Source organism: Ignisphaera cupida, assembly GCF_030186535.1.
GTDB classification, from domain to species: Archaea; Thermoproteota; Thermoprotei_A; order Sulfolobales; family Ignisphaeraceae; genus Ignisphaera; species Ignisphaera cupida.
Map to the genome: position 1 here is coordinate 42254 of NZ_JASNVW010000002.1, position 16534 is coordinate 58787.

The 16534-nt window shown below is 35.9% G+C and carries 15 protein-coding genes; 13 read left to right on the forward strand and 2 right to left on the reverse strand.

What is annotated here, in order from left to right; all coding sequences use genetic code 11:
- Positions 1 to 10 precede the first annotated feature (10 nt).
- The 8 genes from pyrF to QPL79_RS03760 are packed head-to-tail and all read left to right on the forward strand — an operon-like array spanning position 11 to position 6389.
- Entirely contained in the window at positions 11 to 685 is a 675-nt protein-coding gene (gene pyrF / locus QPL79_RS03725; protein ID WP_285273449.1) for an orotidine-5'-phosphate decarboxylase, read from the forward strand.
- Positions 673 to 1269 carry an orotate phosphoribosyltransferase gene (pyrE, locus tag QPL79_RS03730; RefSeq protein WP_285273450.1) on the forward strand — a complete coding sequence of 199 codons (597 nt, stop codon included), beginning with the start codon at positions 673 to 675 and terminating at the stop codon, positions 1267 to 1269. Before pyrF ends, pyrE begins: the two co-directional genes overlap by 13 nt.
- 56 nt (positions 1270 to 1325) lie before the next feature.
- Entirely contained in the window at positions 1326 to 2258 is a 933-nt protein-coding gene (pyrB, locus tag QPL79_RS03735; protein WP_285273451.1) for an aspartate carbamoyltransferase, read from the forward strand.
- Positions 2255 to 2737 (forward strand): aspartate carbamoyltransferase regulatory subunit, encoded by a 483-nt coding sequence (gene pyrI, locus QPL79_RS03740; protein ID WP_285273452.1) that lies wholly within the window; start codon positions 2255 to 2257, stop codon positions 2735 to 2737. The genes pyrB and pyrI overlap by 4 nt, the downstream gene beginning before the upstream one ends.
- Positions 2721 to 3518, forward strand: coding sequence for an iron-sulfur cluster-binding protein (locus tag QPL79_RS03745; RefSeq protein ID WP_285273453.1), 798 nt, complete (start codon positions 2721 to 2723; stop codon positions 3516 to 3518). Before pyrI ends, QPL79_RS03745 begins: the two co-directional genes overlap by 17 nt.
- Entirely contained in the window at positions 3499 to 4800 is a 1302-nt protein-coding gene (gene pyrC, locus QPL79_RS03750) for a dihydroorotase (RefSeq protein ID WP_285273454.1), read from the forward strand. The genes QPL79_RS03745 and pyrC overlap by 20 nt, the downstream gene beginning before the upstream one ends.
- A complete protein-coding gene (pyrD, locus tag QPL79_RS03755; RefSeq protein WP_285273455.1) occupies positions 4778 to 5704 on the forward strand; it encodes a dihydroorotate dehydrogenase PyrD in 927 nt (308 codons plus the stop codon). The genes pyrC and pyrD overlap by 23 nt, the downstream gene beginning before the upstream one ends.
- A 4-nt stretch (positions 5705 to 5708) precedes the next feature.
- Positions 5709 to 6389 carry a hypothetical protein gene (locus tag QPL79_RS03760; RefSeq protein ID WP_285273456.1) on the forward strand — a complete coding sequence of 227 codons (681 nt, stop codon included), beginning with the start codon at positions 5709 to 5711 and terminating at the stop codon, positions 6387 to 6389.
- A gap of 103 nt (positions 6390 to 6492) precedes the next feature.
- Here the strand turns inward: QPL79_RS03760 and QPL79_RS03765 are convergent, their stop codons facing one another.
- Positions 6493 to 8397, reverse strand: a complete 1905-nt coding sequence (locus QPL79_RS03765) for a CDP-alcohol phosphatidyltransferase family protein (protein WP_285273457.1) — start codon at positions 8395 to 8397, stop codon at positions 6493 to 6495.
- 487 nt (positions 8398 to 8884) lie between these two features.
- Between QPL79_RS03765 and QPL79_RS03770 the strand changes: the two genes are divergently transcribed.
- From QPL79_RS03770 to QPL79_RS03790, 5 genes are read left to right on the forward strand one after another with little or no spacing between them, the layout of a single operon-like run.
- A complete protein-coding gene (locus tag QPL79_RS03770) occupies positions 8885 to 11158 on the forward strand; it encodes an ABC transporter substrate-binding protein (protein WP_285273458.1) in 2274 nt (757 codons plus the stop codon).
- A gap of 53 nt (positions 11159 to 11211) precedes the next feature.
- Positions 11212 to 12225, forward strand: a complete 1014-nt coding sequence (locus tag QPL79_RS03775; protein ID WP_350309078.1) for an ABC transporter permease — start codon at positions 11212 to 11214, stop codon at positions 12223 to 12225.
- Complete coding sequence (locus QPL79_RS03780; protein ID WP_285273460.1) at positions 12222 to 13115, forward strand: ABC transporter permease; 894 nt, start codon at positions 12222 to 12224, stop codon at positions 13113 to 13115. The genes QPL79_RS03775 and QPL79_RS03780 overlap by 4 nt, the downstream gene beginning before the upstream one ends.
- Before the next feature lie 7 nt (positions 13116 to 13122).
- The gene (locus QPL79_RS03785; RefSeq protein ID WP_285273461.1) at positions 13123 to 14109 is read left to right on the forward strand and encodes an ABC transporter ATP-binding protein; all 987 of its coding nucleotides are present in this window, start codon (positions 13123 to 13125) and stop codon (positions 14107 to 14109) included.
- Positions 14110 to 14115: 6 nt separating this feature from the next.
- Positions 14116 to 15087, forward strand: coding sequence for an ABC transporter ATP-binding protein (locus QPL79_RS03790; RefSeq protein ID WP_285273462.1), 972 nt, complete (start codon positions 14116 to 14118; stop codon positions 15085 to 15087).
- Positions 15088 to 15177: 90 nt separating this feature from the next.
- Here QPL79_RS03790 and QPL79_RS03795 read toward each other — a convergent pair whose 3' ends face one another.
- The gene (locus QPL79_RS03795) at positions 15178 to 15840 is read right to left on the reverse strand and encodes a uroporphyrinogen decarboxylase family protein (RefSeq protein WP_285273463.1); all 663 of its coding nucleotides are present in this window, start codon (positions 15838 to 15840) and stop codon (positions 15178 to 15180) included.
- Positions 15841 to 16534 lie beyond the last annotated feature (694 nt).

Here is a 16534-nt window from a genome sequence, read left to right on the forward strand (position 1 = left end):
TGTGGTATATATGATTATAGTAGCTTTGGATCCACCTCAAAATGTTGATGTTGAGAAGTGGATAAAAATAAGATATGATGAGCTCAAGGAGTATGTGCAAGGATTTAAAATAGGAGTACCAGCAATTATAAGAGTTGGCCTTGAAGGTCTAAGCAAAATTTTCAAGGATTACAGTGGGCTTCTCATTGCGGATTTAAAGTTGGCTGATATAGGAGATGTAATGGCTTTAACAGCGAGTATTGTTGGAGATTATGGTTTTAATGCTGTAATAGCTCATGCATTTGTTGGGTATAGCCAAGCAGTTGATGAGCTTAGTAAAACTTGTGAAAAGAAGGGTTTGAAACTCATACTAGTTGTGTCAATGTCACATAGAGGATCTGAGGAGTTTATAGATAAGCATCTAGAAAGTTTTGTTGAAATTGCTAAAAGGGTTGGTAGCTGGGGATTGGTAGCACCAGCTACAAGACCTTTGATTATAAAAAGAGTTAGGGAGTTGATAGGAAGTGAAGTGAAGATTCTATCACCTGGTATTGGAGTGCAAGGTGCTGAACCTGGTACTGCAATATGTTATGGCGCTGATTATGAAATTGTTGGCAGAGCCATAACACATTCAGAAAATGTGAAACAAAGTGCTTTAAAAATTATAGAGAATCAAAAACAAAGGGTTGCAAAATGTCGTGGATAGCTGTGGAACTTTATAGACATGGCATGATTAAAATAGGCAGTTTTAAACTGACTTCAGGTTTGGAAAGTCCTTATTACATAGATCTACGACTTCTATACAGTTTTCCGGAGCTGAGAAGCAAGATAATTGATGAACTAATATCTAGGTTTAGCGTTTTCAGGAAGTGCGATGTTGTTTTAGGTATTGCAACAAGTGGTTTGGTATTAGCCTCGATCATAGCTGATAAACTAAACAAACCTCTTGCATATGTAAGAATTGAAAGAAAAGAGCATGGAACAAAATCATTAGTTGAGGGAATAGTTACAGATAAGCAAGTTGTTATAGTGGATGATGTTGCTACTACAGGTGGTTCTATAGAACATGCTATAACAGCTGTTAAAGAACTAGGAGGCAAGCCCATCGCAGCAGTCACAGTAATTGATAGAGAGCAGGGAGCAAAACAAAGAGTGAAGAAATATGGTATTGAGCTATACAGTCTTACCACTGCTCGTGAAATTTTTGAACATCTTCATAACAATGGATTTATAGATTCCAATACATATAATAAAATTGTTAAATATATTAAAAACACGATTATTGTGTGAAAATCAAACCAAAGAGCTTATATTTTTCGACTCACAAAGAATTTAGGCGGGTCTTTGTGAAAGAACTGTTTTATCAACGAGATGTAATATCCATATTAGACTTTAACAGAGAAAGTCTTGAAGTATTATTTGAGTATGCAGATAGAATGCTCAAACATATAGATACAAAACTTAGTTTGCTAAATGGTAAGGTAGTTTCCTTAGCATTTTTTGAGCCATCAACACGAACAAGACTCAGCTTCGAGGTTGCCGCTAAGAAGTTGGGGGCGGATGTTATATCAATTGTTGGAGAGGAGGCGTCAAGTGTAAGCAAGGGTGAAAGCTTAGCTGATACGATTAGGATGCTAGATTCGTATTCAAATGCAATTGTGATAAGACATAGATATGAGGGTGTAGCTAAATATGCTGCAGAAATAGCTGAGCACCCAGTTATAAATGCTGGTGATGGTAAGCAGCATCACCCAACACAAACAATGATAGATTTATATACAGTTAAAAAGCTTTTCAATGATATTGATGGGCTTGTTTACGGGGTCTTAGGAGACTTGAGATATGGTAGAGCAACGACATCATTTCTCTACGGACTTTCCCTATTCAAACCAAAGAAGGTGTACTTAATATCGCCTGAAAGTCTAAGAGTAAGAGAGGAAGTGTTGCATGTTCTAAAGGAGAGAAACATTGTTTTTGAAGAAAGGAGAAACTTGGAAGATGTTATTGAGGAATTGGATGTTCTATATGTTATAAGAATTCAAAAAGAGAGGTTTCCAGATCCATTAGAATATGAAAAAGTCAAAGGATCTTACAAAGTTACACTTGAAACACTTAAAAAAGGTAAGAAGAATTTAAAAATCTTGCACCCTCTTCCAAAGGTTGATGAAATAGATGAGAGAATAGATTATACATCATATGCAGCATACTTTACACAGGCAAAGTATGGTGTACCAGTTAGAATGGCTCTTTTAGCACTAATTTTTGGTGTTGAGCCATGAGCGAAGAGCCCACGCTTGTAGTTTCTAAAATTAGAAATGGCACAGTAATAGACCATATACCCGCTGGAAAAGCTATGGACATACTCAATGTACTAGGAATCAATGGTAGGGAGGGTTTAAGAATAGCAATACTCATGAATGTTGAGAGTAAGAAGCTTGGAAGAAAGGATATAATTAAGATAGAAGGAAAAAGACTATCACCTGAAGACTTAAATGTGATAGCATTGCTTGCTCCAAGTGCTACTATAAACATAATAGAGGATTTTGCTGTTGTAGAGAAGCACAAAGTTTTGCTACCAAACATAATTGTAGGTGTTTTGAAGTGTCCTAATCCAACATGTATAACAAACAAAAGAGGTGAATTTGTGAAAACAAGGTTTAGACTAATTTCTCGAGATCCAGTTAAGCTGCAATGCGAGTACTGTGGAAATGTTGTCAGTGGTGATGAGGTGACAAAACTAATTGCAAAAAGACGCTAACATTGCTAAATATTTTATAAAACCTGCTAAAATCATTGAAAATAGAAAAATTTCTAGCGATTTACATCTTCTAAAGATAAAGCTTATGCAAAAACTTCATATAAGTATTGAACCATTCAATTTTTTCAACATATGGGTACCAAGAGTAGATGAAATTCCTCTTAGCATAGCATATGCAGATAATGAATCACTTTTCTTTTTATATAAGGTAAGAGGGTTAGGAACAAAAACACTGTCTCAACTTAATCAAAATAGTTTCATAGGTGTTAAGGGTCCTCTAGGCAAGGGCTTTAAGCCTTTGCCAAATGAAAAGTGGCTTGTTATTGCTGGTGGTGTAGGTATTGCCCCAGTTCCATTTTTGTTGAAATGGGGGTTGAGTCTAGGAACGAAAATAGATGTTGTATGGGGTGTGAAGAAGAGTAGTGAGTTTTTTGATGTTGCTAATGTTTTCAATCTTCCGCAAGAGGGCTGGAAATTGATAAAGGTTTCAGAGGATTGTATAGATGGTTTATGTGGATTAGCAACAGATGTTCTAAGTAATATGAATATTGCTGAATACGACGTTATTATAGCCATAGGTCCTCAACAAATGCTGAAAACGTTTTGTACATTGCTCAAAGACAAAGAGAATGCATATGTATCACTGGAAAATATTGTTAAATGTGGATTCGGAGTTTGTGGTTCTTGCTATGTGAAAGAATCCCAAAAACTAGTATGTATTGATGGACCAGTTTTCAAATGTTCTGAGGCGGTGGCTAGTCTTGAAAATACTCTTTATTAAGGCTTTGCTAGATGAGGTGAAAGAGGTCACAGTATTTGTGGATGAAAAAGGGTTTGTGACAAAAGTGAAAGGTGGGGTGTTTAAAGAGCTTTGCAAAGAATTTGAATGTAGTGATCTTACTGAATATGGTGTTGCACTTCCAGGATTCATAGATATTCACACACATTTAAGGGGGTTAGAACTGGCCTATAAGGAGGATGAGGAAAGTGGAACAAAGGCTGCTGCAAGAGGTGGTTATACTGCTATTGTTGATATGCCTAACACAAAACCTAGAATAAATAATTTCAACGCTCTTAAACTAAAACTTGAAAAATTAAATGCGAATGCCTATACCGATTTTGGTGTTGCCATATCACCACCTTTGGATAGAGACTTTAATGAATTCAAGCTCTTGGTGAAAAGGTCAGAGGTTGTAGCAGTTGGCGAGCTATTTCCAGAAGAGTTAAACACATTACCTCAAGTTATTGAGGTTATGGCTCAGGCCAAGATTAAAAAACCTGTTTTGATTCATCCAGAGCACATAAGCTTTATTAGTGAATGTGAAAAGGGTTTTAGATGGCTTTGCAGACCACTTGAAGCTGAGCTAAAGTCATTGATAGAGGTATACAGGATAGTTTCCAATAATTTTCGTCATATACCAATTCACATTACACATGCAACAAATCCTGTGTCGATAGTATATGCAAAAAAACTTGGATTTACTGTTGATACAACTCCTCACTACATATATTTATCAAATGAAGAGGAGTATAGCAAGGGATGCATAGCTAAGGTTAATCCACCACTTCGCCACAGCTCAACAAGAAATATCATGACTGAATATATTGGCTATGTAGATGCCATTTCAACTGACCATGCCCCCCACTCAATTACTGAAAAAAGCCAGGATTTCAATGCATGCCCACCAGGCATAGCATCAATTGAAATAGCTCCGTCGCTTATGCTAAACCTTGTCTCAAAAAATGTAATTGACTTAAATACTCTAATTAGACTTCTTTCCCTAGGCCCCTCAAAAATACTGGGTCTTGAGAAATGGGGTTGTGCAGACACTGGGTGTATTGCTAGCTACACCATTGTAAATTTGGAGAAGAGCTGGGTTATAGACTCTTCAAATTTTTATTCAAAAGCTTGTTATAGTCCTTACGATGGTCTTAGAATTAGGGGTTCTGTTGAAGCAACAATAATTCGTGGAACTGTTGTGCATTTAAATGGAGAAATTGTTTCTAAGCCCATTGGAAAACCATTTGGGTGTTTAAATTATGACTCAGGGCAACCCACTTGAGGTGGTTGTTGCAGGTATTAAGCTTGTCCACCCGGTTATGAATGCAAGTGGGTTTCTCGGCTATACCAAGGAGCATATACGTAGACTAGCTAGCTATGGCTTTTCAGCTATTGTTACAAAAACTATAACACCATATCCTAAGAAAGGGTATGAGCCTCCAATCATAATTGCTTTGCCAAATGGCGGCCTCTTGAATGCTGTTGGTCTTGAGAATCCTGGCAAGAACTGTATAAATGATCTGGTTGAGGAGTCTAAAAAATTTGGAGTACCAATAATAATTAGCGCTGGTGGATCAACTGAGGAAGAGTTCATGAACGTTGCCATAGAAGCTGAGCTAAGAGGAGCTTCAGCTGTTGAGCTAAATCTTAGTTGTCCACATGCTAAGGGATATGGAATTGAGATTGGGGCTGATCCCCAGAAGGTGTTTAGTGTTGTAAAAAATGTTTCATCAGTAATCAAAATTCCGGTTATAGCAAAACTAGGCTTATCTGACAAAATCCTTGATTCTGCTGGAAAGGCTTTGGAGGGTGGAGCAAAAGCCTTAACACTAATAAACACAGTTAAAGCTATGACAATAGATGTTTACACACTAAAACCAATTCTATCAAATATCTTTGGAGGTCTTTCAGGACCTCCTATACATCCAATAGCTGTTCGTGTTATTTATGAAGTATACAAAGAGTATAAAACAGACATTATTGGTTGTGGTGGAGTTGCTTCATGGGAAGATGCAGCAGAATTTATTGCAGCAGGAGCAAAAGCTATTCAAGTCGGTACTGCAATAGCTTTTCATAACAATCCTTCAGAACTTGTGAAGAGCATGTTAAAAGGCTTGAGAACCTGGCTTTATATGCACAAGTTCAAAAGCATTGATGAAGCTGTTGGTGCAGCACAAAAGGTGTAGAAACATGGTAAAAGGAGATGTCATAATCAGGATAAATTGTTTAGATAGAGATTCCTGGCTTAAGCTCATAAAGAAGGGGGGTGTAAATGCAATAGACCTTTGCTTAGACATTTATACTAGTAGAGAAATAGAGGAGCTTAACAAAATTTTTGAATCGAACAACAAAGTATTAATAGCTTATGCCACGCCAATAATAAACGTAGCATTTCTAATTTCTGGAAGAATTCTAGCTATATTCAAGGAGCTGCAAGAACTGGAAATAAACATGTTATTGAATAACAAGCTATTATCATACATAAGAACATTTATAGTGTCAAAGAACTTTAAAATAGAATTGATAAAACAACAAATAGAGAAAATAATAGAAACGCTGATAAACAAACAAATCAATTTACATGTTAATGTTCAAGAACATAAAGACAATAGTGTAGTTGTAGGAGGAAAAGGTGTAACATATAACAATGAATTAAAAGAATTAGAATACAAAATACAATTCGATGCTACAAAAAATATTGTAGCGCTAAGCACAAGCTCAATAATAGAGATGCTTGGATTAGAAGCAATAGCAATGAATGGATTTAAAGACTTTCTCAGCATTGGAAAAGTGGAGGGCTTATATACTATCTACATAAGCAAATTAATTGAAAGAAAAGTCATAGACATAAAAGAGTTATATAGTCAATAAAGCAAAAACCCAATCCATAATTAAACCTCTAAGTCTTCAATACCGAACTTATTTCAGTATAAATCGTAAATTTTTAGTAGAAGCCATGAAATAAAAAGATAGACTATATTCTAGGCATGCGGCTTTTAATTATGTGTTCAAAGGCCTTGATAATATCAATTACAAGTGTGGCTAAAATAACTAGGCTTGCTGCAATGACTACATATGTGCTTAAATCAATTAAGTCTTTTTCTATGTTGCTTAAAGCTAAAACAAAGTTTAGTGGATATAGTGATAATAATATGATTAAAAGAAGAATAGCTTTTTTAACAATCCTTTGATAGACTGAGGGTGTAACCCAAAGCTTTTCAACTACTTTATCTTTTACTATTGTGAATAGTGTTACAAGATTCTTTACAATATTGTAGGTAAGGTAAACTATTAATGCTATTTCTACTGAGGCTACAAATTGCCATAGAACTATATATGGTGATGCCTCTCCAAAGGCTTTGTAGTAACTAATTTTATCTATGGCTATACCTGTGAGATATAGTAATATGGCTAGAACTACTGAATAAAGAAAGATCTCTTCAATAAGCAGTCCTGCAGAAGGTCTAATTACGGGTTTTGCATGTGGCAACCTAATTTTGTAGAACCTGGGGGTTCTGCCTCTAATCTTTAAATCTTCTCTTAATTTATAAATTAATACTCTTAATATGAAGAACCAGCTTGAGAATGAGACATACATAAAACCTATCTCATAGCTATTTAGTAAAGTTGCTATAGCTAAAGCTACTGCTCTAACATCTCTAGTTGGCCAAGGAAATGAGTTTCTTAGTTTTGCAATATAATCCCTATTCTCCACTAAATTACTTACGTAACTAACATATGTGGAGCCTAGAAGGGTTAAGCCAAAAAGGGCTATGTATAGAGATGTGTAAAGAGAGTTTATTGTGGGAAGCAATTTTAACAATAGCTGATAAAACATTGCAGACATAAATGTAACATCAACAATTCTATCAAGTAAAGTATCGAGAAAAGCACCAAACTTTGTTTGTGCCTTGAATAACCTAGCCAATTCGCCATCAACGCCATCGAGAATAGAGGAAACTAGCATTAGTATAGCACCTAACCATGTAGATCCCATAAATACTAGTGCAGATGCTAGTAAGCCTATTGCAAACACGATTAAGGTAACTATATTGGGATTTACAAATATTCTTGCCTTGTAAAACGCTAAACTTATTCTTGTTGAAATTCTTCTATTTAAATATTTAGAAACAATTCCATCACTTTCCTTAACAAGATTCTTTGCCAATATCTTCCAGTAAATCTTTCTAGCTCTTTCAACATCTTCTAGAGTGTCAATGTCTTGCCATAAAGATCCAGAAACATCAACATAGCTTACAAGACCTTCTTGAGCTAGAACATTAATTAAGTCAGATAAGGATGCTTTTCTACCCTTTTCAGAAACAACTTTGTTTATGTAGCTAAAGATGTTTCTAGGAATGTAGAAAAGCCCAGTATCAATTCCGCTATAGGGAGGAACATTTTTACCTGATAAAACAACAATATCACCACTAACAATAATTTTAAGACCCTCGACAGCATCCCTACCCCTAACCAATCTATCTAAACACATATAAACCTTTGAAGAATTTTTAGCAACTTTAATCAATTTATTTACCATGGAAAACTCATAGATGTGATCAGACATAGACAAAACAATATCATCCTCAACACCTTTTTCAACAAGTTGTTTAATAGCCTGGTGCAAAGTCCAGAGATTTCCATCACCTTCAGAAACATCAACAACTAAAACATCTACATCATTCCTACCATAGAAAAAGTGAACAACATCTTTTCTAGTAACGACATATATGTGATCTATGCCTATACCTCTAAAAACATTAACTATGTAGTCTAGAATTGAGACACCTGGCTCAAGCTCTATCAAAGTTTTGGGTATATGCAAGGTTATAGGATGCAGGCGCGTACCATACCCAGCAGCAAGAATTAATCCAATCATGGTTTAAAACACTTTTAACAAAATTGTCTCCATTATATTTAAGTAATGAAGATTTTTAAATTTATATTATCCATTTAGGGTTTGAATGTCAATTCTAGACAAAACAAAATTAAATCATTGGCTACTTCTATTTTCCATATAGATAATTTCAAGGGAACTTAGTCTTCTGAGGGGGAAGGAGAGGTTAAATAGTCAATAAAACCATGAACAGTCTATAATTGTTCCTTAAAATTTTTTGTTGCACTACCTATACAAGGTTAGGCAAAGACAATGTGCATGTTAACAAGTAAATTTTGGGTCTTAAATCAGGAACTGTGAATATGTAATAAGCATGAATATGTATAACATGGTACATGCAATAAACAATTAGGAATTAGTAGTTATTTGCATTTCCTTCTTCTATTAACAAAACGTATTAATTGTATATTATGTCTAGTAACAAAAAATTTATTAAGGAAAGCTTGAAAATTATATTTGGTGTGCCTGGTTGAGTGAATACAAAAGAATTTATCTAGTAGTAGCCTTAGTGACAATATCCATATTATCACTAGTTTCACCAATGCAGTCTGTAAATGCTCAATTACCATTGCCACCAGGTGTTCCAAGAGGGGATGTTCTTGTCGTTGAGAATCACTGGGGTGTGTATGTAGACCCCACCGACTTTAACTTCTTTGTGCCAGGTAAGCCAGCTATAGGAGGTAATGGCATGAGCCAAGTATGTGCTGGTAGACTATGGTACATTAATACAACAAACAGTGAACTCATATCATATGCTGCTGCAGCACCGCCAGAGTACTCACCTGATTTTAAGACTGTGAAAATATATATTAGAAGAGGTGTTACGTGGAGTGATGGAGCACCGTTTACAGCTGATGACCTTCTATTCACCATTGATATATGTATGAAGACGCCAAAATTTGGCTGTTACTACACTCTAACTCCGTGGGTTGACAAGTACTATAAACTAGATGATTACACAGTTGTTGTTGAGTTGAAGAAGCCTAATCCAAGATTTCACTACTTCTGGACTGTTATAATATATGGCTCTGCTGTTCCACACCTACTTCCAAAGCATGTATGGGAAAAGGTTACAGATCCTGTTGCATACAAGTTCTATCCACCAGTATGCCTAGGACCCTACGTCCTAAAAGATGTTGATCCTGGTGGCACATGGTTCTTATGGGAAAGAAATGAGAATTGGTGGGGAACAAAACTCTATGGAATAAAGCCAGGTCCAAAATACGTGCTGTTTATACATCATGGACCTGAAGAGAAAAAAGCACTGGCTATGTCAAGACATGAATTAGATGCTATAAGAACATTCTTACCAGAAAACTTTGAAATTGTATGGAAAGCTAATCCATACATAGGTGGTTGGAGAAGTAAACCACCTTTTGCATGGCCATTTGATGCTTGTGTAAAAGGCATAGGCTTTAACCTATTAAGATATCCATACAACATTACAGAGGTTAGAAAGGCACTTAGATTTGCTATTAACTTCTATGAACTATGGGAAGCATTCACAGGTCCAGATGGCTCAAAACCAACACCTTCAGTTCTCCCACTAGTTAGATATGTATATAAAGATAAGCCCTATTACCAAGCATTAAAAGATGAGCTATTAAAGCTAGGATTAGATCCATCGCCAAGACCCGAGGTTCAGGAATATCTAAAGAGTTTAGGCTTAGATCCAGCAATTGTGTGGTGGAAATATGATCCTGCTGAAGCTGAAAGACTACTTAAATCAGTTGGATTCTACAAAGGACCAGATGGAAAATGGTACATGCCTGATGGAAAACCATGGGTAGTTAGAATACTGACAACATCTGGTTTTGAGATGGAAAGTCAGAGAATAGGCTTCATGGTCGCTGAGCAGTGGAGAAGATTCGGTATTACAGTAGAGGTAGAGCCCGTAGAAGCAGGTCCTTGGAGTGCTAGAACAGCAAAAGGAGATTATGATGTGGCTACAATATGGCCTGGATGCTCACTACTACTAGATGCAGCGCCACATGTATGGAGTTGGCACAGTAAATACTGTAACCCAGATGCACCTGGTAACGGCTGGAGTTGTTATGGTGTTCTAGGAGGAACGAAATTCCCGGAGAGAGGAGAACTAGATAAGTTAATTGAGCAGCTAGAGTTGACACCACCATGGCAGCTAGATCAAGTATATGACATAGTCAGAAAAATATTAATCATATGGGCAAAGCAAGCACCATGGGCTGGTCTCTTCCCAACACCATTCTACACATTAAATGATAGATACTGCTGGGAGAATTGGCCTGCATATCCTGAAAACTACTACATGGACACTGTCTACTGGTGGGCACAAATGCAATTCATAATACTTAACCTTAAACCTTCAGGTAGATGCCCAACAAAAGAAGCATATACACCTACTAAACCAGTAAAATTCCCCGTTGAACTTCCAACACCAACACCTACTCCGACGCCTACTCCAACGCCTACACCTACACCAACTCCAACTCCCACACCAACTCCTAAGCCAACACCATCACCAACACCAACACCTACAATAGCACCAACAATAACAACAACTGTTACTGTTGTTGTTACTCAAACAATTGAAAGAACTGTTACAACAATATCAACAATGTTATCAACAGTTGTCTCAACAATGTTATCAACAACAACATCAACTGTTACACAAACAGTAACAGAATGGACAACAACAATAGCAATAGCAATAGTGTTATTCATAATTGGATTCGCAATAGCATGGACAATAAAAAGAAAATAAACAAAAACAAATTTTTAAACTTTTTTAACTAGCTTAAATATGATCAGAATTTGGTGTTGCTATTGAATCCTCTAATAAAGTACATAATTAGTAGATTTGCATCCTACATTACCACAATCTTTATCAGTTTTACATTTATTTTTTTATTATTAAAAGCTATGCCTACAAGTATTGTAGAGGCTATCATAGCTTCTATGACATCATTGGGTATGGTTTATGATCCTCAAGGATTGATAATGTTGAGGGAGAGTCTCTATGAGATTTTTGGGTTAAAGGGAAGTTTATGGGATCAATACATAACATTTTTAAGAAGGTTTTTAACATTGGATTTTGGTCCATCCACAATCTCGTTTCCTACACCAGCTAAAGAACTTGTGTATAGACAGTTACCATGGACATTAGGCTTACTATCAACAACAACTGTTTTGTCTTGGCTAATAGGTAATATGCTTGGTGCTTTAGCTTCATTTAAACGTGAGTCAAGAGTTTCTAAAGTATTGCGATCAGTAGCTGTGACATTGTATCCTATTCCATATTATATCATGGCTTTAGTTCTTGTATATTTACTAGCTTATTTAGTGCCTCTATTTCCTATAGTTGGTGGAGGTGTATCTACGGAGAAAATAACTTTGAACACCATCTTAGAAATAGTTTATAGATCAGCTTTACCAGCATTATCAATTATGATACCTAGTATGCTTGGATGGTGGTTTCTTAGCTCAAGTACTTTAACACTTACAGTAATGTCTGAGGACTACTATATATATGGTGAGTTAAGGGGCTTGCCAAGATCACGCATTTTTCAAAGATATATTTTAAGAAACATATTATTGCCTCAAACAACAGCTTTAGCATTAGCACTAGGAGGGATATTTGGTGGAGCCTTATTAACTGAAGCCATATTTGCATATCCGGGACTAGGCCAATTACTTTATAGAGCGGTGGGAATGGGGGACTATGCTACAGCTATGAGCATACTATCTCTATCTATAATAGGTATTGCAACTGCAACACTCATAATAGACATAATATATCCATTTATAGATCCTAGGGTGAGATATAGATGAAAACCATGATTGGATTTGGGGTATTAAAAAGATTTGCTAAAGGATTAAAGAACCTGTACATGAAGGATATCAAGTTTCGAATTGGCTTCACACTCTTCATAGCAATAATAGTAGTGGGCTTATTATCACTATTCTCACCTCCGTATTACAAAACATGGTACTACTTTAAGAAGGATCTTCCACCATCTTTTCAATCTCTTGACTTATTACTGGGCACAACAACTAATGGCAGACCTGTTTTCTGGTCTTTAACAAATGCAATAATTAATTCCCTCGCTATAGCAGCTGTAACTACTCTTATAGCATCTCATCTTGGCTTGGTAATAGGTTTAGTATCTGGCATAAGAGGAGGTGTTGTGGATAGGGTTCTAATGACAATAACTGACACATTTGTTACTATACCTGGTTTTCCACTACTTTTTGTCTTATCCATGATACTTAAGGACTATTTAACCATACCGTTGCTTGGTCTAATGATCTCTATTACTTCGTGGCCTTGGCCTGCTCGACAGGTGAGGGCAATTGTTTTAAGTTTAAGGGAACGTGATTTTGTGTTAACAGCTAGGCTATCTGGTGCAGGTACATTTAAAATCATTGTACAAGAGCTTTTACCATATGTATTAGGATGGCATTTAATTAATGCAACCAACACTGTTTTGTATTCAATAGGATCTGAAGCAGGTTTAGCCATATTGGGTTTGTCAATACTTAGTGAAGATACTCTTGGAACAATGATATACTGGGCTCAACACTATGGAGCATTGTACAGGGGCAAGTTGTGGTGGATAATGTCTCCAGTCACAATGCTGATAATAATATTTGTTTCACTTTATTTAATCTCATTTTCACTTCAAGAATATTTCAATCCAAGGTTAAGAAGATTAAGGTGAATATATTATGGTTGAGGTATTGAAGGCGGAGAATCTTGTTGGAGGTTATGAGTTTATAGTTGGTGAAAAAAGGGTTTATGTTGATGCTGTTAGCAATGTAAATATAGGTTTTGAAGAAAGCCTGGTTTATGGAATTGCTGGTGAATCTGGTTGTGGAAAATCAACGCTTTTGAAGCTTCTCTACGGATTTTTAGCAAAACCTCTTACTGTGAAAAGTGGTAATGTAAAGCTCTATATATCAAATAACTACATAGATATTTTAAGGTTATCTGATGATGTGAGAAGATATAAGGTGTGGTGGAAGGAAATTTCATGGATACCGCAAAATGCAATGAGTGTTCTTAATCCCGTTCAAAGAATTAGAGATCACTTTACTGAGATTTTAACTGTACATATGGATATGGATAAAGAAGATGCGTTGAAGTATTCCTTAGAACATGTTGAGGGCTTAGGCCTTTCCAAAGATGTTCTAAATGCTTATCCGCATCAGCTTTCTGGTGGTATGAGGCAAAGAGTTGTTATAGCTTTGGCACTTTTACTTAAACCAAAAATTGTTTTAGCTGACGAGCCTACATCAGCTCTTGATGTTGTTGTTCAAAGAGGTGTTATGCAAATGTTATTGGATAAGCAAAAAGAAATGAAGAATAGTTTAGTTCTTGTATCTCATGATATGGGTATACATGCAATGGTTACAAACAGATTGGCTATAATGTATGCCGGTAAAGTTGTTGAATTTGGGGATACAGATGCCGTTTTTGAGAAACCTCTTCATCCATACACTAAAGCACTAATAGATTCACTGCCAAGAATAGGCGATAAAAATCCCAGGCAAGGATTGTCAGGTTCACCACCAGATTTATCAAATCCACCACCTGGTTGCAGATTTCATCCAAGATGCCCATTTGCAATGGATATATGTAGAAAAGAAATACCTCCCACAATAGAAATTGAAAAGAATAGATATGTATCATGCTGGCTATATGCCAAAAGGTGATACACAATGTCTGCACAAGCACTGCTTCAACTAAAAAATGTTACAAAAATCTTTAGATATGGCTTCTTCGGATTTAAATTCAAAGCTGTAGATAATGTCTCTCTCACATTGGAAGACAAACCATTCATATTTACACTAGCTGGAGAATCTGGATCAGGTAAAACAACATTAGCTAGGATTATTCTTGGTATATATAAACCTGAATATGGCGAGGTTCTATACAAAGGGAAGAACATATTTAAATTGAAAGGAGGTGAGGTTAACTGGTTTAGAAAAGAAATTCAAGCAGTTTTTCAAGATCCATATGCAACATTCAATCTTTTAAGAAAGGTCTATGGATATTTATACGATACTGCAAAAAATGTTGCTGGAATAAAAAAAGATGAAATCGATGCGTATATAGATGAAACTCTTCAAAGAGTTGGTTTGAATATTGAAAAAGTTAAGGATAAATATCCTCACGAGTTTTCTGGAGGAGAACTGCAAAGAGTATCAATTGCACGAGCTCTTCTCACAAATCCAAGAATTATAGTTGCAGATGAGCCTGTTTCAATGCTCGATGCCTCTTTAAGAATAAGCATTGTTAATTTGTTTAAGGAATTAAAGGAAAGCTTAGGCATATCATTTATATATATAACACATGATCTTTCAACAGCTTATTACATAAGTGACTGGATAGCTATAATGTTTAGAGGCTGGATTGTTGAAACAGGTCCAGTTGAAAAGGTTTTAAATGATCCTCTACATCCATACACAAAAACACTAATAATGTCTGTTGCTGTACCTGATATCAAATGGAGAAGCAAGTGGTTAGAAGCTATAAAACTTGCATCATCAATAGAGGAGAAGGAGTTCATTGCTAGAGGATGTAAATATGCAGGTAGATGTCCATATGCAACAGAAAGATGTTTAAACGAAGAACCACCAGAAATTAATATAAATGATGTGTATGTAAAATGCTGGCTATATCAAAAATAGCACGTGACCCCCTATAGCTATGGTTAATTCTTTTTTATAAACATTTTCCTAATAGTTTAAATCTCATTACATTTAGAGCAAGTAATGTCTTTAGAGCCATATATTCTCCATCAATGTTTTTGCTAATTCTTCTATTGTTTCAATATTTGCAGGTGGATGAATTTCAGCATATATCATAAACCCTCCTTTGGGGTTCTTAAACTGTTTTATAACTTCAATTATGTATGATTTTACTTCACTTGGGTTTCCACGGGCTAATAATGTTCTGTTAATATCAAGGTTTATAGCAATTTTTCCTTTCAATTTTTCTATATTTTCTAATTTATTTGGCTTATCCTGAATATTTAATATATCAACTCCTGCCTCTATTAGCATATCCCATAATTCAACTACATGGCCATCAGTATGTAGATATATTAAAGAGTTTCCTGATTTGGCTTCTGAAAAGATTTTTCTATATGCTGGATATATGTATTCCTTGAAATGACTAGGCTTAATTAATGGTCTATCATCTCCCCCTAGATCATCACCGAAATAAAAAACATCTATTAATGGGAAATTCCTTTTATATATTTTAATAATTTCTAAATAGTATTCCGTTAACATATCTATTAATTTATAAAGTTCCTCTTTCTTTCTATACATGTCTAGGTACAGATTTCTCCACCCCCTTAAATATGCTAGGCGCAAAAATAAGAAGCCATGTGGAAGCCATGCTGATATAACATCTCCTTTCTCCTTTGCTTTCTCCATAGAATGGAATATTTCATTCCAAGAAACTATAGCCTTAATTTCCCCAGGCTTGGTTAAGTAAGTCACCTCCCCAGATTCCGTTGGAACCCCAGACTCTGGATCAGGCAACTTAAAATCTTTTAACTTGCTCCAATCATCTAAAGGGTTTTTGACAACCTCACCAATATAGCGTTTCCCCACTCACGGTACTTATAATTGGTTTCAATTACTTTTAACTCCGTGGGTGGGGTTGGCCCTAGGCTTGGGTTCACCAGCTTCACCCAAGCCTCATGGGGCTCTGTCGAGCCCAACGCCACGAGGCTCCCATCTACAACTCTTACTCTCTCACCCCCTCTCACCGCATAGCGGATCACAGAGATGTGTTTACACAACATCTTTTCTCATCATCAAGTATTTACATGTGAACAAAAGCATTTAAATTTATCGCTAAATCGAAAACAGCCTATTATTCTCGATTTCCACACGCAGTTAAAGGCATCAACTTTAACAATGTTGGTATATGGTATATCTTGTGAATTCACATAAACAATATTTTCTGGATCATAATATGGAAATAGCAGGGGGTACTTCAATGCAATTTTTTTCTAACTTCTCTCTATAAGTATTCCAAACAGGATAGAAGGGAGCTATAATAGTAGGTATATACTCCGGATAATTAAATAATGCACTTTTTAAATAGTTTTCTCTACGACTA